The sequence below is a fragment of the Terracoccus luteus genome, assembly GCF_003635045.1.
Taxonomy (GTDB): Bacteria; Actinomycetota; Actinomycetes; order Actinomycetales; family Dermatophilaceae; genus Terracoccus; species Terracoccus luteus.
The window spans coordinates 2,488,723-2,512,128 of sequence record NZ_RBXT01000001.1; the positions used below are offsets into that span (position 1 = coordinate 2,488,723).

Consider the following 23,406-nt stretch of genomic DNA (forward strand, 5'->3'; position numbering starts at 1 on the left):
TGGTGGTAGGCCTCGGCCCCACCGACCCAGTAGAGGCGCCCGCCGGCCGCGGCCAGCCGCATCCCGAAGTCGGTGTCCTCGCCGCCGTAGCCGCGGTAGGTCGTCGCGAACCCGCCGACCCGCTGCCAGTCGCGCGCCGACAGCGCGAACGACAGCGACCAGAAGAGGCGCAGGTCGTCGGCGAGCACGAGCTCGCCGGGAGGCGGCGCCGGCCGGGCCGGGTGGGGGTCGGCCAGCAGGTGCAGGCCCTCGAGGGGGTAGCCCGAGCGTGACCGCGGCGGCGGCAGGTAGGCGACCGGCCCCGACAGCACGACCGGCCCGGCGCCCGGGCCGGCCGTCGCCTCGACCCGCAGGTGGGCGTCGACGTAGGCGGCCAGGGTCGAGCGGGTGACGAGGCAGTCGACGTCGAGCATGACGACGAGGTCGCAGCCGGCGTCGACGGCGGCCGCCGCCCCGACGTTGCGCGCCTCTGCGAGCGGCAGCTCACCGTCGTCGGGGACGTGCACGAGGGTCGACACGACCGAGCGCGCCGAGCCGCCCTCGTCAACGAGGTCGGCGATCTCGCGATCGCCCATCGCGACGACGACGTGCACGTCGGCGCGGGGCTCGCTGCGCGAGAGGGCCCGCAGGTGGGCGATGAGGTGGCGGTGGCGCCCGGCGACGATGGTGACGACGCCGACCCGCGGTCGTCGGCCGGATGCCGGTGGGCCGGCCGTCGGGGCGGCCGCGGTCATCGACGCCCCGCCAGACCGGTCAACACGTCGGCGGCGCGGTCGGCGGCGCCCCGGTCGGACCACTTAGCCCACCCGGCACCGCCGAGCACGGCCGCCCGGTCGAGCACGGCCGGCCACTCCGTGGGCTCGGGCCAGCGGGTGAGCCCGACGGCGATGCCGTGGCGGTCGAGCACCGTGGCCGTCTCGACCTGCTCGTCGAACGGGCGGTCCTCCGCCACGACGACGGCCGGTCGGCGGGCCGCCGCCACCTCGGCGACGGCGTTCTGGCCACCGTGCACGACGACGACGTCGGCCTGCGCCAGGAGGTCGACCAGCTCGGCCGCGGTCGCGTGGACCGGCGGGCGGCTCCAGGTCCACGCGCCCGCCGTCGCCGCGCGGGCGGCCTCGACGTCGGGGCCGGAGCCCTCACCGCCGCGCCCCCAGAGCAGCAGCACCTCGCGCGGCCCACCACCCGGCTCGGTCGCCTCCACGCGGGAATCGGCCACGCCGTCATCCGAGATCGCCTGCGCCGCAGTGGTTTCGGCGTCGGCACCGGCGGCGGCGAGTTCGTCGAGGCGCGACAGGGCGCCGACGTGCGCCGTCTTGTCGAGCCACCGCTGCGGCCAGCTCTCGCTCGCGACACCCTCCGGCCAGAAGGCGACGAGGGCGTCGGCGAGGTCGTACGCGAGCACGTGCGGGGCGTCGGTGCGGTCGCCGCGCATGGCGACGACGGCGACCGGGACGCCCATGAGCCGCACGAAGACGGCGACCTCGACGGACACGTCGACGACGACGAGTCGGGGTCGCTCGTCGGCGACCCACCCCGCGATCGCCGCCATGCGGCCGGTGTGGCCGTCGTGGCCGGTCGGCGCCCAGTGCAGGGTGCCGCCGGCCGTCGGGTCGGCGAGCTCGTCGGGCGCGGGGACGGCGTCGTGGGGCAGGCGCAGCCACGGCCCCGCCCACCCCGCGGGGCGCGGCAGCGAGCTGAGGCCGGTGACGGTCACACCGCGCCGGGACAGCCGCTCGGCGAGCAGCGCCGCGCGGGTGACGTGGCCCGCGCCGTGGTGGTGGACGTAGTAGCCGATCACGCGGTCGCGCCAGGGGTCACGGCGTGAGGACGACCTTGAGGCAGCCGTCCTCCTTGCGCTGGAAGGTCCGGTACATCTCGGGCGCCTGCTCGAGCGGCACGTGGTGCGTGGCCAGGCCCTCGACGCCGAGCACGTCCTCGCTCTGGTCGAGCACAGCGGTGATCTCGTCCGTCCAGCGGCGCACGTGGCACTGGCCCATTCGCAGGGTGAGGCCCTTGTCGAACATGTCCATCATCGGCATGGGATCGGCCATACCCCCGTAGACCCCGCTGATCGACACGGTGCCGCCGCGACGCACGGCCGCGAAGGCGGTGTGCAGCGCCGACACGCGGTCGATGCCGAAGCTCTCGATGGCCGCGCGGGCCACCGGTCCCGGCATCCGTGACGCGAGGCCGATGACCTTCTCGGACACCGGGTTGCCGTGCGCCTCCATGCCGACGGCCTCGAGCACCGAGTCGGGCCCGCGGCCGTCGGTGAGCTCGCGCAGCGCCTCGGGGACGTCCTTCGTGGTACTGAGGTCGACGACGTGGGCGCCCCACTCGCGCGCCAGCTCGAGGCGCTCGGGCACGAGGTCGACGGCGTAGACCTCCTCGATGCCGAGCAGCTTGGCCGCCCGCACGGCCAGCTGGCCGACCGGCCCGAGGCCGAGCACGGCGAGCGAGCCACCCTCGGGGACGTCCGCGAACTTCAGGCCCTGCCACGCGGTCGGCAGGATGTCCGAGACGTAGAGGTAGCGCTCGTCAGACATGCCCTCGGGCACCTTGACGGGGCCGAAGTCGGCGTGCGGCACGCGCACCCGCTCGGCCTGGCCGCCGGGCACCGCACCGTAGAGCGAGGTGTAGCCGAACAGGCTGGCGCCCTTGCCCTGCTCGACGTTCTGTGTGGTCTCGCACTGCGCGAAGAGGCCGTGCTCGCACATCCAGCAGTGCCCGCACGAGATGTTGAAGGGGACGACGACGCGGTCGCCGACGGCGAGGTTCTCGACCGCGGTGCCGACCTCCTCGACGACGCCCATGAACTCGTGGCCGAGCACGTCGCCCTCGGTGAGGTAGGGGGCCAGCACCTTGTAGAGGTGCAGGTCGCTGCCGCAGATGGCGGTGGAGGTGACGCGGACGACCGCGTCGGTGGGCTCCTGGATGACGGGGTCGGGGACCTCGGTGATGCGGACGTCCTCGATGCCGTGCCAGGTGAGAGCTCTCATCACTCGACGCTAGTCGCACGACGGCGCGGGCTGAACACCCCAAGGGGTACGTTCGAAAACCCACCCGTCGGGGTGGTTGAACCGCACGGACGGCGGGTACCCAACCCGTACGACGTCGCGCCCGCTGACGGGCCGGCACCTCGGAAAGCAGACTCCGAGCCCCTTCGGAGGAGACCGCCATGCCCACTGCCCACCACCGAGGGTCGCGCCCCCTGCGCGTCGCCCTCGTCAACGACTACGAGATCGTGCTGCGCGGCCTCGCGCAGATGTTCCGGCCCTACGCCGACCGCGTGCAGCTCGTCGAGCTCGACGCCCGGCTGCCCGTCTCGCGCCCCGTCGACCTCGCCCTGTACGACACGCACGGCCGTGCCTCCGAGCACGCCGTCGACCGCCTGCTCGCCAGCCCCGGGGTCGGCGCCGTCGTCGTCTACGGGTGGGACGACGAGGCGCAGCGGGTCTCCCGGATACTGCGGGGCCGGCGCTGCGGCTACGTGTCCAAGTCCCTCGCCGCGGCCGAGCTCGTCACCGCGCTCGAGCGGGTCCACCGCCACGGGCCGCTCGTCTCGGTCGACTCGGGGGCGCCCGGCGCTCCGGGCACGACGTCACCGGCCGTCCCGGCATCCGTCCGACGTGCGCGACGGGGGCGGCACGCCTGGCCGGGCCGCGAGCACGGGCTGACGCCCCGCGAGGGGGAGGTCGTCTCGCTCATCGCGCAGGGCCTCAGCAACCTCGCCATCGCCGAGCTGACCCACCTCAGCATCAACTCGGTGAAGAGCTACATCCGCACCGCCTACCGCAAGATGGAGGTCGAGAGCCGCAGCCAGGCGGTGCTGTGGGCGGTGCAGCGCGGGTTCACCCCCGACACGCTGCGCATCGACGGCACCACCGGGCTGAAGGTGTCGTCATGACGGGCCCGGACTCGAGCGCCCGCCGCGTCGTGCTCGTCACCGGCGGCTCGAGCGGCATCGGCCTGGCCACCGCGCTGCGGCTGGCCCGCGACGGCGCCGACCTCGTGCTCACCGCGCGGTCGGTCGACGCCCTCGAGGCGGCGGCGCGGCAGTGCGAGGCCCACGGCGCCCGCGTGCTCGTCGCCCCGGCCGACGTCGGCGACGCCGACGCCGTCGACGGTGCCGCCGAGGCCGCCCTGGAGCGCTTCGGCCGTCTGGACGCCGTCGTCCACTCGGCGGCCGCGCTCGCGTACGGCCGGTTCGAGGACGTCCCGCGCGAGGTGTTCGACGCCGCCCTCACGACGACGCTGCTCGGCACGTCCAACGTGTGCCGCACGGCGCTGCGCCACTTCCACGCCACCGGTCGTGGCCGCCTCGTCGTCGTCGGCTCGCTGCTCGGCAGCATCTCGACGCCGTACATGAGCAGCTACGTCACGGCCAAGTGGGGCGTGCACGGGCTCGTGCGCACGCTGCAGATCGAGGCGCGCCAGACCCCCGGCATCGAGATCAGCCTCGTCGCCCCGGGCGGCGTCGACACCCCCGTCTACCGCCAGGCCGGCACGTACCTGCAGCGGCACGGCCGCCCGCCGCCCCCCGTCGACCCGCCCGAGAAGGTCGCGGATGCCGTCGTGCGCTGTCTCGAGCGCCCGAGCCGTGAGCGGTCTGTGGGCCTGGCCAACGGCATCGTCGTGGCGGGCTTCCGCCTGCTGCCCGGGGTCTTCGACCGGCTCGTCACCCCGCTCATGCGCCTCGGTGGCATCGAGCGGGTCCCGGTGCCCGACTCACCCGGCAACGTGCTCGAGCCCAACGGCCCGGGCGAGGCCGTGCACGACCGCTGGAACCGCTGGGGCGGGACGCGGGCGGTCTCGCCCGTCGTCACGCCCGAGCGAGCCCACCCGGAGCGGTCCGACGACGGCCCCGTGGGTCGCGACGGGCCCGACGGTCCCCCTGTCGACGGAGGTCCCCGATGACGAGCACCCGGCCCCTTCACCCCGTCGGGACGAACGCCCCCGACGCCCCCGACGACCCGGGCGGGTCCGGGGTGCGGGTGCAGCACGACACGAGCGCCGCCCCCGAGCACGTGTGGTCGATCCTCGCCGACGGCTGGGCGTACGCGACGTGGGTCGTCGGCGCCTCCCGGATGCGCCGCGTCGACCCGACGTGGCCGGCACAGGGCAGCCGACTGCACCACTCGTTCGGGCTCTGGCCGCTCGTCATCGACGACACGACGACCGTGCTCACCTCGGTCGAGCGGGCCGAGCTGACCCTGCAGGCGCGGGGGTGGCCCGCCGGTGAGGCGACCGTCTGGGTGACCCTCACCCCGCGCGCCGGTGGGACCCGCATCACCATCGTGGAGGACGTCACCACCGGCCCCGGCACGCTCGTGCCGCAGCCGGTGCGGCAGCTGGCCATCGCCCCCCGCAACCAGGAGGCCCTGCGCCGGCTGGCCTGGCTCGCCGAGGGCCGTGGTCGGCGGTCGGTCACGGGGGTGTGAGCAGCCGACCCCACACGGTCCGGTTGAGCCGGCGCCGCACCGGTCCGCTCCAGCCCTGGGCCGCGATGGCGACCCGGGCGGCGTTCCAGCCGCACGCGCCGTGCACCCCGCCGCCGGGGTGGGCCGACGCCCCCGCGAGGTAGAGGCCGTCGACGAACGTCTCGGGGCGGCCCAGACCCGGGGTCGGGCGGAAGAACAGCTGCTGGTGCAGGCCCGAGGTGCCGGCGTTGATGGCGCCGCCGACGAGGCTGGGGTCGCGCCCCTCGAGGTCGCCCGGCGACTGCACGTGACGGGCCACGACGGCGTCGCGGAATCCCGGCGCGACCCGCTCGACGGCATCCTCCATCCGCTGCACGTGCCGCTCGAGGCGGGCCCCCGTCCAGTCGCCGTGCGGGACGTGCGTGTACGCCCACGTCGACTCCGTGCCGGCGGGCGAGCGCGTCGCGTCGGCGGTCGTCATCTGGCCGAAGAGCAGGAACGGTCGCTCCGGCTCGCGGTGAGTGGACAGGTCGGCGGCGAAGTCGACGAAGCCGTCGAGGTCGACCCCGAGGTGAACGGTCCCCGACCCGGCCAGGTCCGGGTTTGCCCACGGCACAGGCGAACTCAGGCCCCAGTTGACCTTGATGGTGGAGTTGTCCCACTGGAACCGGTCGAGGTCGCGGCGCAGCCCGGACGGCAGACGGTCCTCGCCCACGAGGTCGCGGTAGAGGGTCGGTGCGGGCACGTCGGCCAGCACCGCCCGACGAGCCTGGATGCTGCTCCCGTCGGCGAGGCGCACGCCCCGGGCCCGTCGACCGCGCACGTCGACACCCGTCACCCGCGCCCCGGTGACGAACTGCACGCCGACGCTCTCGGCCCGTCGGCGCATGGCGGCGGCCAGCTGTCCGGCCCCGCCCCGCGGCACCGGGAAGCCGACGTCCTGACCGAGCATGACGAGCAGCCAGCCGAAGATGGCGCTGCCGGCGCCGTCGGGCGGCACGTCGCTGTGCATCGCGTTGCCCGTGAAGAGCAGCGGCGCGTGCTTGCCCCGGAAGCGCTCGTCGCCGAAGCGACGCACCGGGGTGACGGCGAGCCGGGCAAGCTCAAGGGTGCCCTGGGTGCCGAGGCGACGCAGCAGCCGCGCCGCCGCCGTCGTCGGCGGGAACGGGGTGAAGAGGGCGTCGAGCAGCGGGTCGCGCACGGAGTCCCACTGCCGGACGAGCTCGAGCCAGGCGTCGCCGTCCCCGGGGGCCTCGCGGTCGAGGCGGGCGGCGGTGTCGGCCGGGTCGTGGTGCAGCACCGCCGCGTCTCCGTCGTCGAGCGCGTGGCCGACGACGTCGGGGGCACGTTCCCACCGCAGCCCGTGGGCCGGCAGGTCGAGGCCGGTGATGACCGGGCTGGCGGCGGCGAGCGGGTAGAACGCGCTGAAGAGGTCGGTGACGTAGCCGGGGGCCAGCACCTCGGCGCTCGAGACCGCCCCGCCCACCTCGTCGTGGGCCTCGACCACGACGACGTCCCAGCCCGCGTCACCGAGGGCGATCGCCGCCACGAGCCCGTTGGGGCCCGCACCGACCACGACCGCGTCCGCCTCCTGCACCATGTGCTCCACCCTCTCGCGACGTGCTGCCGCCGGGGTCCGGCGGCCTCTCCCCTGCCACCTACCCACCCGCGCGCAGGGCACGACCCGGGCCACCCGGCATCCGGGCGGTCGGTGGGGCCGCCCACCGGGTACGGGCGCTGGTGGACCGGTCCGACGGCACCATCCCGTCCGGACCCCGTCAGACCTCGACAGACCAGACGGCAGGAGTGAGCGTGACCAACTTCGGATACACCCTGATGACCGAGCAGAGCGGCCCCAAGGACCTCGTCGAGTGGGCCGTGCGGGCCGAGCGGAGCGGTTTCGACTTCGCCGTCTCGAGCGATCACTTCTCGCCGTGGCTCAAGGAGCAGGGGCACGCCCCCTACGCGTGGACCGTACTCGGCGCCGTCGCGTACGCGACCGAGCGCATGGAGCTCATGACGTACGTGACCTGCCCGACGATGCGCTACCACCCGGCCGTCGTCGCGCAGAAGGCCGCGACGCTGCAGCTGCTCGCCGACGGCCGCTTCACCCTCGGCCTCGGCAGCGGCGAGAACCTCAACGAGCACGTCGTCGGCGAGGGCTGGCCCGGCGTCGACACGCGGCAGTCGATGCTCGCCGAGGCGATCGAGATCATCCGCGAGCTGCACACCGGTGAGCTGGTCACCTTCCGCGGCGACCACTTCGACGTCGACTCCGCGCGCATCTGGGACCTGCCCGACTCCCCCGTCGAGATCGGCGTGGCCGTCGGCGGCGAGAAGGCCGTCGCCCGCTTCGGCCCCCTCGCCGACCACCTCATCGCGACCGAGCCCGACGCCGACCTCGTCTCGGCGTGGAACTCGCGTTCCGGCGCGCCGGAGATCGGCCGCGCGGCGCGCGCCATCGGCCAGATCCCGATCAGCTGGGACCCGGATGCCGACACGGCGACCACCCGCGCGCACGAGCAGTTCCGCTGGTTCGCCGGCGGCTGGGCCGTCAACTCCGACCTGCCGACGCCCCACGGGTTTCACGGCGCCAGCCAGTTCGTGCGACCGGAGGACGTCGCGGAGACCATCCCGTGCGGCCCCGACCTCGACGCCATCGTCGACGCGGTCAAGCCCTACTGGGAGGCCGGGTTCACCGACATCGCGCTCGTGCAGGTCGGCGGCGACACGCAGCAGCGGTTCTTCGACGAGGCCGCCGAGCCCCTGCTCGAGAAGCTGCGGGCGGCCGCGCCGTCGACGTGACCCGAGGGCGGTCGCTCAGACCGTGATCCACCGCTCACCGGCGAGGGCCCGGGCCACGATGCCCGGGCCCTCGTCGTCGGTAGGGCCGTCGGTGGTGTCGGGTGGCCGCCCGGACAGGGTGGCGGAGGCCCACTCGGCGGCGAGCCCGTCGAAGACGGAGTGGCGGCCGAGCATGGCGTGCTTGCCCCCGGTGACGGTGACGTAGGCGACGTCCGCCGTACGGGCGAGGTCACGCGCCACGGCGGCCGACGCGGCCGGGCTGGCGACCCGGTCGGCGTCACCGTGCACGAGGAGCACCCGGCGGCCGGCGAGGTCGAGGCGTCCCTCCTGGGGGTAGACCCACGGCGCGAGGGCGACGACGCTGCGCACCGACGGGTGCTCGGCGGCGAGGATGGCGGCCCGCCCGCCGAGCGAGTGGCCGACGAGGCAGACCGGCAGCTCGCCGAAGCGCTCCTCGGCCCGGTCGAGGGCCCACCGGACGTCGTCGACGGGGGTGTGGCCGGCGTCCCAGCCGCGGCTCGAGTTGAGCAGCCGCTGCACGACGAGGCGGTCCCGACCCGCCCGCGCGACGCGCGCCGCGACCGGCACCATGCGCAGCACCGACAGCTGGGCCGGGCTGACCCGCGCCGCGCCGGCGCGGGCGGCACCGCCGTGCAGCACCAGGACGAGACCGGTCGGCTGGGCTGGTACGGCTGTGTCGACGACGCGGGCCCGGTTCACCCTCACGACAGTAGGCGAGCCCGGTGAGCCCCTCCCCGCCGGCCGGGTCGGGCGTATTCTGTCGGGCCATCCGAGACTGCTGCGTCGACTGCCAGGAGGAGCGATGGCTGTACCGATCGAGTACCCCGGGCCCGACCGGACGAGCGAGCCCGCCACCCACCTGCAGGAGCCGGACGTCGACGACGCGGTGGAGGCGCTCTACGCGGCCGACCTGCGCGACGACGGCTACGTCATGAACCTCACCCGCGTGTGGGCGCACGACCCGGCGACCCAACCGGCCCTGTTCGAGCTGGTCGGCGCCGCCGCCCGCCTCGCGGGACTCGACCTGCGTGAGCGGGGTCTGCTCGTCACGGCCATGGCGGCCACGCTCGGTGACGCGTACTGCTCGCTGGCCTGGGGGGCGCGGCTCGCGGAGGAGGTCGGGCCGGCATCCGTCGCCTCGGTGCTCACCGGGGCTGACGACCCCGATCTCGACGCGCGCGGCCTGGCCCTCGTGCGGTGGGCGAGGGTGGTGACCCGCGACCCGAACAGCACGACGGTGGCCGACGTGGACGCGTTGCGGGCGGCCGGGTTCGACGACCAGCAGGTGTTCGGGCTCACCCTCTTCGTCGCGTTGCGGCAGGCGTTCTCGACCGTCAATGACGCACTCGGCGCCCGACCCGACCGCCAGCTCGTCGAGGCCGCACCCGAGGACGTCCGGGCGGCCGTCACCTTCGGCCGACCGCCGGCCACGTCATCCAGCCAGGCGACGACCGGCCCGCTCAGCCCGCGGCGGTGACGACGCCCCGCAGCAGGGCCAAGTAGTCGTCGGCGCTGCGCGCACCGGTGAGGGCGGCGGACCGGTTGGCCACGACGACCGGCACCTGCGTGATCCCGAGGGAACGGGCGGCGTCCTCGTCGGCTCGCACGGCGTCCTCGTAGTCGTCGGCCGCGAGCACGGCGGCGGTACGGCGCTCGTCGAGGCCGCACTCGGCACCCAGCCGTTGCAGCACCTGGTGGTCGGCGATGTCGAGCCCCTCGGCGAAGTGGGCCCGGCAGAAGCGCTCGACCGCGGCCGACTGGAGCCCGTGCCCGCCCTGGGCGAGAGCGAGGGCGATGAGGCGCTGCGCGTCGCGGCTGTCGGCGGGCACAATGCGCTCGGGGTCGAACCCGACGAGCTCGTCGTCGTCGCCGGACCGCGCGACCTCCGCGGCGTCCGCGACGGCCCGCCGAACGGCATCCTCGTCGGTGGGGCCCTGCACGAGGGCCCGCCACGTCACCGTGACGTCGGACGGCCGCTCGAACGCGTGCACAGCCGCCTCGAGGCGCTGCTTGACGACCCACGACAGCGGGCTGACGAGGTCACCCCACAGCTCGAGGTCGACGGCGGTGCTGGAGTCGGCCACCTGCTGGTTCGTCGTGCTCATCGCGTCAGTCTGGCACGCAGCCCCGACAGCCTCCGGGTGGAGGTGAGGGCCGACCGGTGTCGGTGGGCGCGGGTCGAGGTGATGATTCGCTCCCTGCCGCGGCCGTCTACCTCGACCCGGCTCGCACCCGCGGGGGTCGAGGTGATCCGCGACCACCGACGGTCGGGTTCCACCTCCGCCCGACGAGCGGAGCGCCCCGGGACGAGGCGAGGCCCCGCCCACCGAATGGTGGACGGGGCCTCGGGATCCCGGGGCGGGGTCGCTCAGAAGCGGCCGTAGCCCGAGGGCGTGGTCCAGATCGAGTGGTTGCCGATCACGGTGCCGGGGCGCTGCGCGTCGACCATGCGGCCGGGGCTCACGTAGATGCCCACGTGGTAGGCCGGGTAGCCGAAGAACACGAGGTCGCCGGGGCGGGGGCTGCTGACGCGCGTGGCGGCACGCTGCTGCGCCGACGCCGTGCGCGGGATCGACACGCCGGCCTTGCGGTACACGTACGACGTGAAGCCGGAGCAGTCGAAGCCGCTCGGGGTCGAGCCGCCGTAGACGTAGGGCACGCCGGTGTAGTTGTAGGCGATGCCGACGATGCCGGATGCCGACGGGGCCGGGTTCGAGGCCGGCTTCGGGGCCGTCGTAGTCGTCTTCGTCGGCGTGCTCGAGGAGGACGAGGACGACGAGGAGGTCGAACGGCTCGAGGTCGAGCGGCTCGTCGTGCTGCTCGAGGTCGAGCGCGAGCTGGAACGCGTCGACACGGCGGTGCGCTCGGTCGAACGCGACGAGCGGGTGGTGCTCTGCTCGCGCTCGGCGGCAGCGGCACGGGCGGCGCGCGCCTCCCGGGCTTCGCGGGCCTCGCGCGCCTCACGGGCGGCCTCGGCAGCAGCGGCGCGCTGACGGGCCTCGCGGGCCTGCTCGGCGGCCTTCGCCTCGGCGCGGGCCTTCGCCTCGGCCTTGGCCTTCGCGGCGGCCACGGCACGCTGCTTCTCGACGACGAGGTCCTCGATGACGATCGGCTTGGCCTTGGGCGCGGCGGCCGGGGCGACGTAGCCGAACGCGGTGAGCGCGGTGGTGCGGGCCGAGTCGACGGCCTGCGGGCCGACAACGGCGGGGGCCGCGGCGACCTTGGCGTCGACGGCGGCGACGACGTTCGTGTCGTCGGCGGCGGCCGCGGGCTGGACGAAGGAGGCGACGAGGCCACCGGAGGCGGCCACGATCGCGGCCCCCTTGACGGCGGGCTGGGCGGACTCCTTGGCGATGAGCGTCAGCTCGGCAAGGGGGTTGAAACGGCCGGGGGCGCGGTGGCGCCCAGGAGCGTTGTGAGCCACGGGATCTACCTCTCGACGCCTACGAGGTGAGCTGTCGGGTTCGGGCTGAGGTACTGCCCGGTCCGTGGAGCCGCAATGGCTCGTGGGACTTCACCCCGAGGACGTCTCTCGACGCCCGTGGAAGTGGGTCCCCCGCTCCTGCCGTGAAGGGTTCAAGCCGACCTTCGAACCGGTGGCAGGACTCGGCGTTCCGGTTCGAAGCCCTCGCCCGACGGGTGGGTGAGTGCCCCCAAGGTAGCGAGTCACCCCCGCATTGTCACGCCAAGGTCACGATCCGGTCCGGACGGGAACTCCGCGCGACGCGCACCCGGCGTCAGACGGTCTCGCAGTAGACGTGCACGGCGACGTCGTCGGGCAGCGAGACGCCGCTCGAGGCCTCGCTCCCCTGGCGCACCGCGACGACGCGCCCGCCCTCGCGCACGACCTCGACGTGGCTGCCGGGCAGCACCCCGGCCGCGGTGAGCAGCGAGAGCGCGTCGGGGTCGACCTGCACCGGCTCGCCGATGCGGCGGATGACGACGACGCGGGGCTGGGCGCCGGCGGCCGCGGTGAGCGCGGTGAGCCCGGCGAGGAAGTCCTCGGGCTGCTCGACCCCGAACTCGTGCAGGCCGGGGATGGGGTTGCCGTAGGGCGACTCGAGACCCTCGCCGATGAGCCCGAGGATCTTGCGCTCGACCTGCTCGGACATGACGTGCTCCCACCGGCACGCCTCGTCGTGGGCGTACTCCCACTCGAGCCCGATGACATCGACGAGCAGCCGCTCGGCGAGGCGGTGCTTGCGCATGACCCGGGTGGCGAGCAGCCGGCCGTGGTCGGACAGCTCGAGGTGCCGGTCGCCCGACACGGCGACGAGGCCGTCGCGCTCCATGCGCGCCACCGTCTGCGACACCGTCGGCCCCGAGTGCCCGAGGCGCTCGGCGATGCGCGCGCGCAGGGGCACGATGCCCTCTTCCTCCAGCTCGAAGATCGTGCGCAGGTACATCTCGGTGGTGTCGATCAGGTCGGTCACAGCCCTAGCCTCTCAGAGTTCACGCCGCCCACGGCACCGGCGCCCGGGTGTCAGGACGCCGTCGGATGCCGGCGGGTCGGGTCGTGCCGCGGCACCCACACCCGCAGCCACCCGGCCCCGACGACGGCGCCGACGCCGAGCACGACCGAGCTGGCCCCGAGCGTCATGATGCCGCTCAGCCCCGACAACGCCAGCGGGCCCGCCGCCCTTCCCACGTCGGCGAACAGGCGCCAGCCGCCGAGGAACTGGGTGCGGCCGACGGCCGGTGAGGCGTCGGCCCCGAGGGTCATGACGAGGCCCGCCCCGATGCCGTTGCCGAGCCCGAGCACGGTGGCCGCGAGCGTGATGGCGACGAGGCCGGTGGCGAGCGGCAGCACCATCATCCCGATGCCGAGCACGACCATGCTGGGCACCGCGGCGGCGACCCGGCCGTAGCGGTCCATGAGCCAGCCGGAGGGGTAGAACAGCAGCATGTCGAGGGCCCCGGCCACGCCGAAGACGAGCGCGGTCTGGGACGGGGTGAGCCCCTGCGACTCGGCCCAGAGCGGCACGAGCGCCTCGCGCACCGCCCGGGCACCCGAGATGCACAGGGCACCCGTGCCGAGGGTCAGCAGCACGAAGCGGTGCTCTCCGAGGACGCTGAAGACCGACCGGTGGGCGACCGCGGCCGCGGCCCCGTCGGCATCCTTCGTGATGTCCGGCGCGAGCAGGACGAGGAGGAAGGCGGCCCCGGCGGCGACCGCCCCGACGACGTAGGCGGCCGCGACGTCGCTGCGCGCGATGACGAAGGCGCCGATGAAGGGGCCGATGAAGGCGCCGATGCGCGTGACGCCCCCGAGCGTCGACAGGGCCCGGGCGCGCATCGCGACGGGCACCGCCTCGGTGAGATACGCCTGGCGGGCCAGGCCGAAGAGCGAGCCGGCCAGGCCGATCACGAGCACGCCTGCGAACAGCAGGGCGAGGTGGCCGGCGAGCGCGCACAGGGCCATGCCGACGGCCTCGACCACCGCGGCGGTGAGCAGGGCGCGCCGCTCACCGATGCGGGCCGCGAGCGCCCCGGACGGCAGGTCGCCGAGCAGCTGGCCGACGCCGATGGCCGCGACGGCGAGGGCGGCGACCGCGACCGACGCGCCCAGACCGCGGGCCGTGACGGCCACGACCGGCATGACGGCCCCCGAGCCGACCGCGGAGAGCAGGCTCGGGCCGTACGCCGAGACGGCGATGGAGCGCCAGCCCCCGGGCACGCCGCCCGGTGCTCCCGCCCCGCCGACCGGCACGGCGGGAGGGGTCTCGGTCATGGCACGAGACCCTAACGATTGGGCATCTCGGGTGGCCGCCCGCAGGGGCTGTGGCGAGGCTGAGGGACGTGACGAGCCCCGGTGCGGACGGGCCGGTCGCGGCCTCGTCGCCGTGGCCGGTGCCCTCACCGACCGCTCCGACTGCCCCGTCCGCTCCGGCCGCGCGGTTGCCCGGCGGACGCTCGCTCGCCTGGGCCCTCGGGCTCGTCGTGATCGGGTCCCTCGTGCTGGCCCTCACGGTCCCCGTCGGGACGGCCGCGGTCGGCATCGTGCTCTTCGGGGTGCTCGCCGTCGTGCTCGAGCTGCGCTACCTCGGTGGCCGGTTCGGCCTCATGCCGGTGCGCTCGTCGGGCACGGTCACCCTCGCCGTCGGGGCTCTCGTCGCGGTGGCCGTCGCCGCCCGCGCGGTGGCCCCGGCCGGCCGCGGTGCGGGCGCCGTCGTCGGGGTCGTCGCGACGTACGGACTGCTCACCCTCGTCGCCCACCGCTGCCTCCGCGGCCGGGTTCGCCGGGCGGCCCTCGGCGTCGTCGCCGTGGGCGCGGCGCTGTCACTCGCCTTCCCCGACCAGCACCTCGTCGTGCTGGCGCACCTGCACCACCTCGTGCCGGCCGTGCTGGTGTGGGACTGGTCGTCGCGGCGCTCGGCCCGGGGCCGGCGGGCGGTGCGCTGGGTCGTCGCGGGCTGGGTGGTGCTCGTGCCGGCGCTGCTGCTCTCCGGGGCCCTCGACGGGCTGCTCCACGCCGACGTCGACCTCGTCCGCGGCCTCGCCGACGGCGCCGTCGGGGCGTTCGGGGCGCCACCCGGGGCGGGGGCGGGAGCGCTCGCCGAGCGCCTCTTAACCCTCTTCGCGTTCAGCCAGACCGTGCAGCTCGCGGTGTGGGTGGGCCTGCTACCGCACTGGGCCCCCGACGTGTCGGCCGACCTGGAGACACGGCTGCCGTGGCTCACCGGCGCCCGGCTCTGGGTCGTCGGCTTCACCGCCGCCGCCGTGCTGGCGGTGCTCTTCGCCCGCGACTACGCACTCGGCGCCCGGGTCTTCACAGCCCTGTCGGCGGCGCCGATGCTGCTCGAGCTCGCGGCGGTGCTCCTGCTCGTGGCCGGTGGCGCAGGGATCGTCGGGGTGGCGCGAGCGCGAGCCGACCTGCCCCCGGACGTCGGCGCACCGGCATCCGACGACGGCGGCGAGCGCGCCGCCTGAGCGCTCCCGCATGGCCCGCGCCACGGTGCGGAAAAGGTCTTGAACCGGTCGGGATGCCGACGTACGGTGCAAGGACCGAGCCCGAAGGGAGGTGGTCCGAGAAGTGTCTTCTTCTTCCGGAACGTACGAGGTGGCCACGCGATAGTCGCGTCAGCGACCCGTAACCATGGATGAAGCAGGGCGGTCCGACCACGGTCGGGCCGCCCTGTTCCGTTGTCGGTCGGTCGGATGCCGTCGGATGCCGTCGGATGCCGGGTCTCAGGGCTGGCGACGGGAGCGACGCCACGCGTTCGCGGTGGCGAGGTCGCCGTCACCGACGCGCGTGAAGACGATGCGGTCATGCAGCCGGTTGGAGCGGCCGGCCCAGAACTCGACCTCGTCGCACCGCACGCGGTACCCGCCCCAGAACGGGGGCACGGGGACGTCGGTGTCGTCGCCCGTGTCGGGGAAGCGCTGTGACACCTCGGCCCAGCGGCGCTCGAGCTCGTCGCGGCCGGTGGCGGGCTCCGACTGCTCGGACGCCCACGCCGACAGCCGCGACCCGTAGGGCCGCGAGTCGAAGTACGCCTCGACCTCGTCGCGGCCGAGCGGCTCGGCGCGCCCGCGGAAGCGGATGGCCCGGTAGAGAGCGGGCCACGTCAGGCTGACGGCGACGCGCGGCTCGTGCTCGATCTCGCGGCCCTTGCTCGAGCCGAGGTTGGTGACGAAGCCGGGGCCCCGCTCGTCGAAGAAGCGCATGAGCACGGTGCGCACGTTGGGCGCGCCCGAGCTGTCGACGGTGGCGACGGAGATGGCCGTCGGCTCCGGCACGTCGTCGCGCGAGCGGGCCACCTCGGCGGCGTGCTCGACCCACGCGTTCGCCTGCTCCCACGGGGTGGCGGCGACGGCCGACTCGTCGAGGCCCTCGCCGGCGTAGTCGATGCGCGGCACGTCGGGGCCGGGGACGGAGGAGGAGCTGCTCATGGGCCCAGACTAGGCTGGGCGGACGGCCCATCGACGGGTCGCACCGTGTGCCGCAGGGGCGGCACCACCGACCACGAGGAGTCCCCCGATGGCAGGCAAGGGCAAGCTGGTCGTCTCGGCCGTGCGGCTCGGGGTCAAGTACGGGCCGCAGCTGTGGGTGGCCAGCAAGGCACTGCGCGAGCCGGCCAAGGAGGCGGGCCAGAAGCTCGTCGCGAGCGACCGGGCGCGCAAGGCGGCGTTCGAGCATGCCCAGCGGCTCAGCGACGGCGCGGTGCTCAAGGTGCCGCGCACCGGCGAGACGGTGTGGGTCGTCTTCAGCGGCGACACGGCCGTCAGCGTCTACCCCACCGTCGACGTGCCCCTGTCGGCGCTCGTCGACCGGGCCGACCTGACCCGCCGGGTGCGCCCGGGCCAGCAGGGCTCCGTGCGCGAGCGGGCCAAGGACGCCGCCGACGCCGCGCTGCGTCGCGGTGACCGCCCGGGCGCGACGCCCCTGCAGGGCGAGACGACCGACCCGCGCGGTCACTGAGACCCGCGCCCGCAGGGCCGGCGGGGCCCGGGCTCAGTCGGCGACGACGATGCCGAGCTCGGACGCGAGCGCGTCGGCGAGCTCGATGACCTGGCCTCGGGACAGCGTCGCGCCACGGAGGCCGGCGAGCCCCCGGGGCTCGCGCAGCTGCGCGCCAGACAGGTCGAGCCGGGCGTAGCGGCCGCGGCCGAACTCCGGCGCGACGAGGGTGCAGCCCTCGAAGGTGAGACCGTCGACGGTCGTCTCCTGCAGGTCGAGCTCGGTGACGACGCAGTCGACGAAGGCGACGTCGCGCAGGGCGGCCCCGCGGAGGTTGAGGAAGTCGACCTTGCCGCCGACCACCGTGACGTCGCGCCACGACGCCCCCCACGCCGACACCGCGGCAAGGCGGCATCCGTCGAAGGTCGTGTCGGCCAGGGCGCCCTCCTGCAGCGCCAGCCCCGCGCCGTGCACGCGCTCCCAGCGCGACTCGGACCAGCGCGAGCCCTCGAGGTGCGCGTCGTCGAGGGCGGCGTCGGTCAGGACGCACTCGAGGAAGGCGCCCCCCTCGGCGTGCACGCCGCTGAAGTCGGTGCCCTCGAAGTGGATGCCGTCGTGGTGGCCGAGCGCGGGATCGAACCGGTCGTGGGGGTAGGGCTCGAGGTCGTCCGGCGGCGGGGTGGCGGGGCGACGGGGGCGCTGCGACGACGGCCGGGACATGCCGCCGAGTGTGCCAGCCTCGCGGCCCCCGTGGCCGTCTCCTCGGCGTCGTCCACAGCCTCCACGTCCGCCCGGTGGCGACTGTCGGTGGTCGCGCGCATCATGGGGTGACGGAGCCGGACGAGTCGGGAGCCACCCGTCCGCCGGGGCCGTGACGTCCTGAGCGGAGCCGCCATGACCACTCGCCCGAGCCGCCTGCTCGCCTGCCTCGTCGCCGCCGTCGTCGGCGCGGGCACGCTCACCGCGACGACCGCCCCGTCGCCCGCGCAGGCCGCCCCCGCGGTGCAGGTCTCGACGGTCGTGTCCGGGCTCGACCACCCGTGGGACCTCACCTTCGTCGGCGACCTCATGCTCTACGACCTGCGCGCCGGGTCGGTGTGGAGCCAGCGCGGCACGGCCGCACCGCGGCGGGTCACCATCAGTGGGTTCCCCACGATCTTCGCGAGCGGCGAGAGCGGGCTGCTCGGCATGGTGGCCGACCCGGCAGCCGCGACGAACAAGCGGTTCTACACCTGTCAGTCCGTCTCGACCGGGGGGACGCTCGACGGGCGGGTGCTGCGCTGGCGGCTGACCTCCGACACGACGGCGGTGTCCGACGGGGCGCCGGTCGTCACCGGGCTGCCCATCACGACGGGTCGTCACTCCGGGTGCCGCCTGCGCTTCGGCCCCGACGGCAAGCTCTACGTCGGCACCGGTGACGCGGCCGTCGGCACCAACCCGCAGAACCTCGCCTCGCTCGGCGGCAAGGTGCTGCGCGTGGGGTGGGACGGCTCTGTGCCGACCGACAACCCGTTCTACTCCCGCGGCGGCAACGCCCGGTACGTATGGACCTACGGGCACCGCAACGTCCAGGGGCTCGCCTTCCGTCCCGGCACGAGCGAGATGTGGTCCGCCGAGCACGGAACGAGCCGCGATGACGAGGTCAACCTGCTCGTCCGCGGCGGCAACTACGGGTGGGACCCCGTGCCCGGCTACGACGAGTCGCGCCCGATGACCGACCTCACCACATTCCCCTCGGCGCGCGTCGCCCGGTGGAGCTCGGGCTCCCCCACGGTCGCCACGAGCGGCGCGGCCTTCCTCACGGGCGCGGCCTGGGGCGAGTACCAGGGCTGGCTCGCCGTCGCCCTGCTCAAGGCCCAGGGCGTCTACCTCATGCGGCTGCAGCCCTCGCCGACGACGGGCGACGTCGTCTCGGTGCGTCGGCTGCCGGCCACCGAGGGCATCGGCCGGGTGCGCGCACTGCAGCAGGGTCCCGACGGCTCGCTCTACGTCACCACCGACAACGGCGGCAGCGACCGCATCCTGCGAGTGCGGCCGACGGCCACCGTGCCCACCGTACGTGCCGGGTCGCTCGTGACGCCCTCCGGCGTGACCGCGGTGCGCACCGGTTCGGCCATCACCGCCTTCGTGCGCAGCACGGGCGACCGCGTCTACTTCCGTCGCAGCACCGACGACGGGCGCACGTGGGGTGCCTGGACGTCCGCCGGGGTGACCTCGTCCGACGCCCCCTCCGCGGCGTCGTCGGCATCCGGACGGGTCGACCTCTTCACCCGCGACGCGAACCGCGCGGTCGTGCACACGTGGTTCACCGACGGCGTGCGGCGCGGCTCCGCGAACCTCGGCGGCGGCGTCATCAGCCAGCACGGCAGCTCGCTCGGTGACGGCACCCTCGACGTCTGGGCGGTCGCCCCGGCCGGCGGCGGGTTCCGCAATCGCTACGACGGCTCGCGATGGTCGGGCTGGCGCACCACCGGCGGCATCTTCACCTCGGCCCTGTCGGCGGCGGCGGTCCCCTCGACGAAACAGACCGTCGTGAGCGGTCGCGGGCAGACGGGCCGGACCTACGAGGGCGTCTTCACGGCGACCGGCGGCGGCGGGTGGCCCGTACAGCCCGGTCTGGCGTCCGGCTGGAGTGCCCGTGCCCTCGGCGACCGGTGGCCCGGCGGCCCGCGGCTGTCCGTCTCCGTCGGCCCGGACGGCAGCCCGGTGGTCGAGCGCAACGGCGCGTCGCTCGGGGTGACCGCGGTCTACACCTCCGCCCCCGACGTCGTCACCCGCAGCGACGGCACCTTCGTCATGTTCGGTCGTGGCGGGAACGGGCAGCTGTACCTCTTCGACGCGCGCACCGGGGGCTACGTGAACGTCTCGCTCGGGGGCGTCGTCACCTGACGTCCGAGGCGGCGAGGCGTTCCACCCAGCGGGCAGACAGGTCCACCTGCTGGGATGGTGGGGTTCAATGACGACCGGCGGCCGGGCAGTCCCGCGTCGCCGGAAACCGACAACCGCCACGGGCTCGGCACCGCACCGGCACCCCCGGTCAGGACCCGCCGACGTGCCGTGGCCGTGACCCGAGGGTGAATCCGTGACCGACGCACCGACCGCGACCCAGACCATCGAGATCCCTGCCGACCTGCTCCCCGGCGACGGACGCTTCGGCTCCGGACCGTCGAAGGTGCGCCCCGCCCAGCTCGACGACCTCCTCGAGATCGGGCGCACCGTGCTCGGGACCTCGCACCGCCAGGCCCCGGTCAAGAACCTCGTCGGCGACGTGCGCTCCGGCCTGCGCGACCTCTTCTCGCTGCCCGAGGGCTACGAGATCATCCTCGGCAACGGCGGCTCGACCGCGTTCTGGGACATCGCCGCCTTCGGCCTCGTCCGCGACCGCGCGCAGCACCTCGCCTTCGGTGAGTTCTCCAGCAAGTTCGGCGCCGTCACGAAGGCCGCCCCCTTCCTCGGGGAGCCCACCATCGTCAAGGCCGACCCCGGCACCCTCGCGTCGCCCCACGCCGAGGCGGGCGTCGACGTCTACGCCTGGCCGCACAACGAGACCTCGACCGGTGTCATGGCCCCCGTGAAGCGGGTCGAGGGCGCCGACGACGACGCCCTCGTGCTCGTCGACGCGACGTCCGGCGCGGGCGGCCTCCCGGTCGACATCACCCAGGCCGACGTCTACTACTTCGCGCCGCAGAAGTGCTTCGCCTCCGACGGCGGCCTGTGGCTGGCGGCGTTCTCGCCGGCCGCCCTCGCCCGCGTCGACGAGATCGCCGCGACCGGACGCTGGGTGCCCGACTTCTTCAGCCTGCCGACCGCCGTCGACAACTCGCTGAAGAACCAGACGTACAACACCCCTGCCGTCGCGACGCTCGCGCTCATGCGCAGCCAGCTGGAGTGGATGAACGGCAACGGCGGCCTTGAGTTCACGACCGGCCGCACCCTCGACTCCAGCTCACGCCTCTACGACTGGGCCGAGCGCACGTCGTACACGACGCCCTACGTGGCCGACCCGGCCGCCCGTTCGCAGGTCGTCGGCACGATCGACTTCGACGACAGCATCGACGCGGCCGCCGTCGCCAAGGTGCTGCGCGCCCACGGCATCGTCGACGTCGAGCCCTACCGCAAGCTCGGCCGCAACCAGCTGCGTGTCGCGATGTTCCCCGCGGTCGAGCCCGACGACGTGACGACCCTGACCAAGGCCATCGACCACGTGGTCGCCGCCCTGGCCTGACCTCCTCACGGTCAGCACACGCGCGGATGCCGCGGGGCCGGGCCCCGCGGCATCCGCGCGTGTGCTGTGTGTCCGTGCTCGGTGGTGTGCCGGTCAGCGCACGATGGCGGCGACCACGGCGATGACGACGAAGAGCACCAGCGCCGCGACGGTGATGCGGTGACGGAACTTGAAGCTCACTTGGCGACCTCGACCGGTTCGGGGGCGAGCCGGCGCACGCGCAGGTGGGGCCGGCGGCGCAGCTCGAAGCTGACCGCCACATTGTGACGCCGGTACACCCACAGGGCCACCGCCACCAGGCTGAGGCCGACGGCGAAGGTGCCGATGGCGATGGTCCAGCGGGCGCCGAAGGCGTCGCCGATCCAGCCGATGACCGGTGAGCCGATCGGGGTGCCGCCCATGAAGATGGCCATGTAGAGCGCCATGACACGGCCGCGCATGACGGGCTCGACGCTGATCTGCACCATGGCGTTCGCGGTCGTCAGCGCCGTGAGGGCGGCGAGCCCGGTCGGGACGAGCAGCACGGCGAACGTCTCGTACGTCGGGGCGATCGCGAGCAGCGCCGTCGAGACGGTGAAGCCGGCGAGCGCGACGAGCAGCACCCGCATGCGGGGCCGCTCGCGCCGAGCCGAGAGCAGTGCCGCCGCGAGCGAGCCGACGGCCATGATCGAGCCGAGCAGGCCGTACTCGCCCGGTCCCTTCTCGAAGACCTTGGTCGCCATGAGGGCCATCGTCACCTGGAAGTTCATGCCGAACGTGCCGAGCATGAAGACGAGGAACATCACGAGCATGATGTCGGGTCGGCCGCGCACGTAGCGCACGCCCTCCCGGATCTGGCCCTTGCCGCGGGCGCGCGGGGCGGGTGTCAGCTCACGGGCGTTCATCCGCTGCAGCGCCCACAGCACGAAGACGAAGCTGGCCGCGTTGACGAACAGGGCGGGGCTGATGCCGAACCACGCGATGACGAGACCCGCGACCGCGGGGCCGACGAGCCGCCCGAGGTTGAACGAGGCGCTGTTGAGGGCGACCGCGTTGGGCAGGTGGGCGGTGTCGACCATCTCGGAGACGAACGTCTGCCGGGCCGGGTTGTCGACCGCCGTGGCGATGCCCTGCAGGAACGCGAGGGCGAAGACGTGCCAGAGCTGCACGACACCGAGCGCTGTCAGCACCGCGAGGGCGAACGCGGTCGTGAGCAGCGCCGTCTGGGTGAGGAAGAGGATGCGCCGCTTGGGGAAGCGGTCGACGATCATGCCGGCCCACGGCGCCAGCAGCAGGAACGGCAGGAACTGCAGGCCCGTGACGATGCCGAGGGCGCTGGCCGAGTGGTCGGTCAGCTGCGTGAGCACGAGCCAGTCCTGGGCGACGCGCCCCATCCACGTGCCGACGTTGCTGACGATGGCGCCGGAGGCGTAGATGCGGTAGTTGCGGATGCCGAGCGAGTGGAAGGTGGGGCTCATTCGCCGGCCACCTTGGCCAGGACCGCCCCGGCCCGGCGCAGCAGCTGCAGCTCGTCCTCGGAGAGGTTCTCGAACCGGGCCAGCATCCACTCGTCGCGGTGCCGTCGGATGCGCCGGACGGCCTTGCGGCCCTCGGCGGTGAGGCTGAGGATGACCTGCCGGCCGTCGGTCGGGTCGTCGGCTCGGGCGACGAGGCCGAGGTCGACGAGGCTCTGGGTCGTGCGCTTCATGCTCGGCGCCGACACCTTCTCGATCTCGGCCAGCTCGCTGTTGGTGCGCGGCGTCGTCTCGAGGCGGATGAGCGCCGAGAATTGGTGCGGCGCGAGCTCGGGGTCGCTCTCGAACCGCACGCGGCGCGAGATGCGCATGCACGCGATGCGCAGCTCGTTCGACAGGGTGACGAGCTCACCGCGGGTGAGAGCAGGAGCCGACGGGCCGGCATCCATGGTGGTGGGGGTCTTGGTACGCAAGGGGGTCCTCGGAAGTGTTGTATCGACAACTACTTACCTTAACTCATTACCCCGGCTAACCATTCCGCCACCGTCACAGCCCCGCTTCCTGCGTCCGGCCCGCGGGCGCTACGTGCTGCCCACGTCCGAGGTCGGCCGTCGCGAGTCGCACCGCCTGTCGGCCGTGGCGTGTCTGCGCACCGCGGCCGTCTCGTACGAGTGGTCGCTCACGACCCAGCCGACCCGCGCCCAGCTGCTGTCGGCGGCGGGGCGGCTGCCGAGCCGAGGGCGCGACGCGGCGGCCGAGATCGCGTGACGGGCGGACGGGAGGGCCGCGAACCCCTTCGAGTCGGTCGTCCGTGCCGACTCGTACTCGGCTCCCGGCATCCGCCTCGTCCCTCAGCGCCGGCTGCGGGTGGGCGGCACGACCATCCGACCCGATCTCGTCGACGAGCAGCTGCGCATCGTCGTCGAGTGCGACAGCGCAGAGTTCCACACCTCGGGTCGTGCCATCGACAAGGACTGCTGGCGCTACACGGAGCCGGCGCTCGCCCGGTGGTTCCTCGTGTGAGTCTCGTGGGTGCAGGCGATGTACCGACAGCCGGGGTGCGGTCGGCGATGCTGC

Annotated in this window: 23 protein-coding genes, 1 pseudogene and 1 riboswitch; of the genes and pseudogenes, 11 read left to right on the forward strand and 13 right to left on the reverse strand. The window is 74.2% G+C overall.

Annotated elements, in window-relative coordinates:
• Positions 1-8: 8 nt before the first annotated feature.
• The 3 genes and pseudogenes from DFJ68_RS18745 to DFJ68_RS11280 form a co-directional block, all read right to left on the reverse strand.
• A pseudogene (locus tag DFJ68_RS18745) lies at positions 9-734 on the reverse strand (galactosyltransferase-related protein); the annotation flags it as partial.
• The gene (locus tag DFJ68_RS11275) at positions 731-1,801 is read right to left on the reverse strand and encodes a glycosyltransferase (protein WP_121033265.1); all 1,071 of its coding nucleotides are present in this window, start codon (positions 1,799-1,801) and stop codon (positions 731-733) included. The gene DFJ68_RS11275 and the pseudogene DFJ68_RS18745, both read right to left, overlap by 4 nt.
• A gap of 16 nt (positions 1,802-1,817) precedes the next feature.
• Positions 1,818-3,002 carry a zinc-dependent alcohol dehydrogenase gene (locus tag DFJ68_RS11280; protein WP_121033267.1) on the reverse strand — a complete coding sequence of 395 codons (1,185 nt, stop codon included), beginning with the start codon at positions 3,000-3,002 and terminating at the stop codon, positions 1,818-1,820.
• Between the two features lie 179 nt (positions 3,003-3,181).
• Here DFJ68_RS11280 and DFJ68_RS11285 point away from each other — a divergent pair, with 179 nt between their 5' ends.
• From DFJ68_RS11285 to DFJ68_RS11295, 3 genes are read left to right on the forward strand one after another with little or no spacing between them, the layout of a single operon-like run.
• Positions 3,182-3,910, forward strand: a complete 729-nt coding sequence (locus DFJ68_RS11285) for a response regulator transcription factor (RefSeq protein ID WP_121033269.1) — start codon at positions 3,182-3,184, stop codon at positions 3,908-3,910.
• Positions 3,907-4,920, forward strand: coding sequence for an SDR family NAD(P)-dependent oxidoreductase (locus DFJ68_RS11290; RefSeq protein ID WP_121033271.1), 1,014 nt, complete (start codon positions 3,907-3,909; stop codon positions 4,918-4,920). Before DFJ68_RS11285 ends, DFJ68_RS11290 begins: the two co-directional genes overlap by 4 nt.
• The gene (locus DFJ68_RS11295) at positions 4,917-5,444 is read left to right on the forward strand and encodes an SRPBCC family protein (protein ID WP_121033273.1); all 528 of its coding nucleotides are present in this window, start codon (positions 4,917-4,919) and stop codon (positions 5,442-5,444) included. Before DFJ68_RS11290 ends, DFJ68_RS11295 begins: the two co-directional genes overlap by 4 nt.
• On the opposite strand, the gene DFJ68_RS11300 is transcribed toward DFJ68_RS11295, so the two are convergent.
• On the reverse strand, positions 5,431-7,023 hold the full coding sequence (locus DFJ68_RS11300) for a phytoene desaturase family protein (RefSeq protein WP_211333347.1): 1,593 nt from the start codon (positions 7,021-7,023) through the stop codon (positions 5,431-5,433). The genes DFJ68_RS11295 and DFJ68_RS11300 overlap by 14 nt on opposite strands.
• A 212-nt stretch (positions 7,024-7,235) precedes the next feature.
• On the opposite strand from DFJ68_RS11300, the gene DFJ68_RS11305 reads away from it, so the two are divergent.
• Positions 7,236-8,228 (forward strand): LLM class F420-dependent oxidoreductase, encoded by a 993-nt coding sequence (locus tag DFJ68_RS11305; protein ID WP_121035306.1) that lies wholly within the window; start codon positions 7,236-7,238, stop codon positions 8,226-8,228.
• A 15-nt stretch (positions 8,229-8,243) separates the two neighbouring features.
• Here the strand turns inward: DFJ68_RS11305 and DFJ68_RS11310 are convergent, their stop codons facing one another.
• Entirely contained in the window at positions 8,244-8,948 is a 705-nt protein-coding gene (locus tag DFJ68_RS11310; protein ID WP_121033275.1) for an alpha/beta fold hydrolase, read from the reverse strand.
• Positions 8,949-9,051: 103 nt separating this feature from the next.
• Between DFJ68_RS11310 and DFJ68_RS11315 the strand changes: the two genes are divergently transcribed.
• Positions 9,052-9,726 (forward strand): carboxymuconolactone decarboxylase family protein, encoded by a 675-nt coding sequence (locus DFJ68_RS11315; protein WP_245963601.1) that lies wholly within the window; start codon positions 9,052-9,054, stop codon positions 9,724-9,726.
• Here the strand turns inward: DFJ68_RS11315 and DFJ68_RS11320 are convergent.
• The 4 genes from DFJ68_RS11320 to DFJ68_RS11340 form a co-directional block, all read right to left on the reverse strand.
• Positions 9,710-10,354 (reverse strand): DsbA family oxidoreductase, encoded by a 645-nt coding sequence (locus tag DFJ68_RS11320; RefSeq protein WP_121033277.1) that lies wholly within the window; start codon positions 10,352-10,354, stop codon positions 9,710-9,712. The two genes, DFJ68_RS11315 and DFJ68_RS11320, sit on opposite strands and share 17 nt — an antisense overlap.
• Positions 10,355-10,617: 263 nt before the next feature.
• A complete protein-coding gene (locus DFJ68_RS18750) occupies positions 10,618-11,673 on the reverse strand; it encodes a C40 family peptidase (RefSeq protein ID WP_245963602.1) in 1,056 nt (351 codons plus the stop codon).
• A 1-nt stretch (position 11,674) separates the two neighbouring features.
• Positions 11,675-11,842: riboswitch (cyclic di-AMP (ydaO/yuaA leader) on the reverse strand.
• A gap of 144 nt (positions 11,843-11,986) precedes the next feature.
• Entirely contained in the window at positions 11,987-12,682 is a 696-nt protein-coding gene (locus DFJ68_RS11335) for an iron-dependent transcriptional repressor DtxR (RefSeq protein WP_121033279.1), read from the reverse strand.
• A gap of 50 nt (positions 12,683-12,732) precedes the next feature.
• A complete protein-coding gene (locus tag DFJ68_RS11340) occupies positions 12,733-13,980 on the reverse strand; it encodes an MFS transporter (protein ID WP_121033281.1) in 1,248 nt (415 codons plus the stop codon).
• Positions 13,981-14,048: 68 nt separating this feature from the next.
• Here DFJ68_RS11340 and DFJ68_RS11345 point away from each other — a divergent pair, with 68 nt between their 5' ends.
• Entirely contained in the window at positions 14,049-15,179 is a 1,131-nt protein-coding gene (locus DFJ68_RS11345; protein ID WP_147431571.1) for a hypothetical protein, read from the forward strand.
• Positions 15,180-15,437: 258 nt separating this feature from the next.
• On the opposite strand, the gene pdxH is transcribed toward DFJ68_RS11345, so the two are convergent.
• A complete protein-coding gene (gene pdxH, locus DFJ68_RS11350; protein ID WP_121033285.1) occupies positions 15,438-16,142 on the reverse strand; it encodes a pyridoxamine 5'-phosphate oxidase in 705 nt (234 codons plus the stop codon).
• An 88-nt stretch (positions 16,143-16,230) separates the two neighbouring features.
• On the opposite strand from pdxH, the gene DFJ68_RS11355 reads away from it, so the two are divergent.
• Positions 16,231-16,671: a hypothetical protein gene (locus DFJ68_RS11355; protein ID WP_121033287.1), complete on the forward strand. Its 441-nt coding sequence runs from the start codon at positions 16,231-16,233 to the stop codon at positions 16,669-16,671.
• 33 nt (positions 16,672-16,704) lie between these two features.
• Here DFJ68_RS11355 and DFJ68_RS11360 read toward each other — a convergent pair whose 3' ends face one another.
• Positions 16,705-17,370: a pentapeptide repeat-containing protein gene (locus tag DFJ68_RS11360; protein WP_211333348.1), complete on the reverse strand. Its 666-nt coding sequence runs from the start codon at positions 17,368-17,370 to the stop codon at positions 16,705-16,707.
• Between the two features lie 174 nt (positions 17,371-17,544).
• Between DFJ68_RS11360 and DFJ68_RS18510 the strand changes: the two genes are divergently transcribed.
• Complete coding sequence (locus DFJ68_RS18510) at positions 17,545-19,539, forward strand: PQQ-dependent sugar dehydrogenase (RefSeq protein ID WP_211333349.1); 1,995 nt, start codon at positions 17,545-17,547, stop codon at positions 19,537-19,539.
• A 193-nt stretch (positions 19,540-19,732) separates the two neighbouring features.
• Complete coding sequence (gene serC, locus DFJ68_RS11370; protein ID WP_121033289.1) at positions 19,733-20,875, forward strand: phosphoserine transaminase; 1,143 nt, start codon at positions 19,733-19,735, stop codon at positions 20,873-20,875.
• Positions 20,876-21,051: 176 nt separating this feature from the next.
• Here the strand turns inward: serC and DFJ68_RS11375 are convergent, their stop codons facing one another.
• Positions 21,052-22,332, reverse strand: a complete 1,281-nt coding sequence (locus DFJ68_RS11375; protein ID WP_121033291.1) for an MFS transporter — start codon at positions 22,330-22,332, stop codon at positions 21,052-21,054.
• Complete coding sequence (locus DFJ68_RS11380; protein ID WP_245963603.1) at positions 22,329-22,802, reverse strand: MarR family winged helix-turn-helix transcriptional regulator; 474 nt, start codon at positions 22,800-22,802, stop codon at positions 22,329-22,331. Before DFJ68_RS11380 ends, DFJ68_RS11375 begins: the two co-directional genes overlap by 4 nt.
• Positions 22,803-22,914: 112 nt before the next feature.
• On the opposite strand from DFJ68_RS11380, the gene DFJ68_RS18125 reads away from it, so the two are divergent.
• Together DFJ68_RS18125 and DFJ68_RS18300 are read left to right on the forward strand one after the other, a co-directional pair.
• Complete coding sequence (locus DFJ68_RS18125; protein ID WP_147431572.1) at positions 22,915-23,097, forward strand: hypothetical protein; 183 nt, start codon at positions 22,915-22,917, stop codon at positions 23,095-23,097.
• 99 nt (positions 23,098-23,196) lie between these two features.
• A complete protein-coding gene (locus DFJ68_RS18300) occupies positions 23,197-23,352 on the forward strand; it encodes a hypothetical protein (protein WP_170165751.1) in 156 nt (51 codons plus the stop codon).
• Positions 23,353-23,406 lie beyond the last annotated feature (54 nt).

Excerpts from the sequence above, each read along its gene's own strand:
- DFJ68_RS11280 (WP_121033267.1), bottom strand. The coding sequence starts at position 3,002 with ATGAGAGCTCTCACCTGGCACGGCATCGAGGACGTCCGCATCACCGAG.
- DFJ68_RS11285 (WP_121033269.1), top strand. The coding sequence starts at position 3,182 with ATGCCCACTGCCCACCACCGAGGGTCGCGCCCCCTGCGCGTCGCCCTC.
- DFJ68_RS11290 (WP_121033271.1), top strand. The coding sequence starts at position 3,907 with ATGACGGGCCCGGACTCGAGCGCCCGCCGCGTCGTGCTCGTCACCGGC.
- DFJ68_RS11295 (WP_121033273.1), top strand. The coding sequence starts at position 4,917 with ATGACGAGCACCCGGCCCCTTCACCCCGTCGGGACGAACGCCCCCGAC.
- DFJ68_RS11300 (WP_211333347.1), bottom strand. The coding sequence starts at position 7,023 with ATGGTGCAGGAGGCGGACGCGGTCGTGGTCGGTGCGGGCCCCAACGGG.
- DFJ68_RS11315 (WP_245963601.1), top strand. The coding sequence starts at position 9,052 with ATGGCTGTACCGATCGAGTACCCCGGGCCCGACCGGACGAGCGAGCCC.
- DFJ68_RS11320 (WP_121033277.1), bottom strand. The coding sequence starts at position 10,354 with ATGAGCACGACGAACCAGCAGGTGGCCGACTCCAGCACCGCCGTCGAC.
- DFJ68_RS11340 (WP_121033281.1), bottom strand. The coding sequence starts at position 13,980 with ATGACCGAGACCCCTCCCGCCGTGCCGGTCGGCGGGGCGGGAGCACCG.
- pdxH (WP_121033285.1), bottom strand. The coding sequence starts at position 16,142 with ATGAGCAGCTCCTCCTCCGTCCCCGGCCCCGACGTGCCGCGCATCGAC.
- DFJ68_RS11355 (WP_121033287.1), top strand. The coding sequence starts at position 16,231 with ATGGCAGGCAAGGGCAAGCTGGTCGTCTCGGCCGTGCGGCTCGGGGTC.
- DFJ68_RS11360 (WP_211333348.1), bottom strand. The coding sequence starts at position 17,370 with ATGTCCCGGCCGTCGTCGCAGCGCCCCCGTCGCCCCGCCACCCCGCCG.
- DFJ68_RS18510 (WP_211333349.1), top strand. The coding sequence starts at position 17,545 with ATGACCACTCGCCCGAGCCGCCTGCTCGCCTGCCTCGTCGCCGCCGTC.
- DFJ68_RS11375 (WP_121033291.1), bottom strand. The coding sequence starts at position 22,332 with ATGAGCCCCACCTTCCACTCGCTCGGCATCCGCAACTACCGCATCTAC.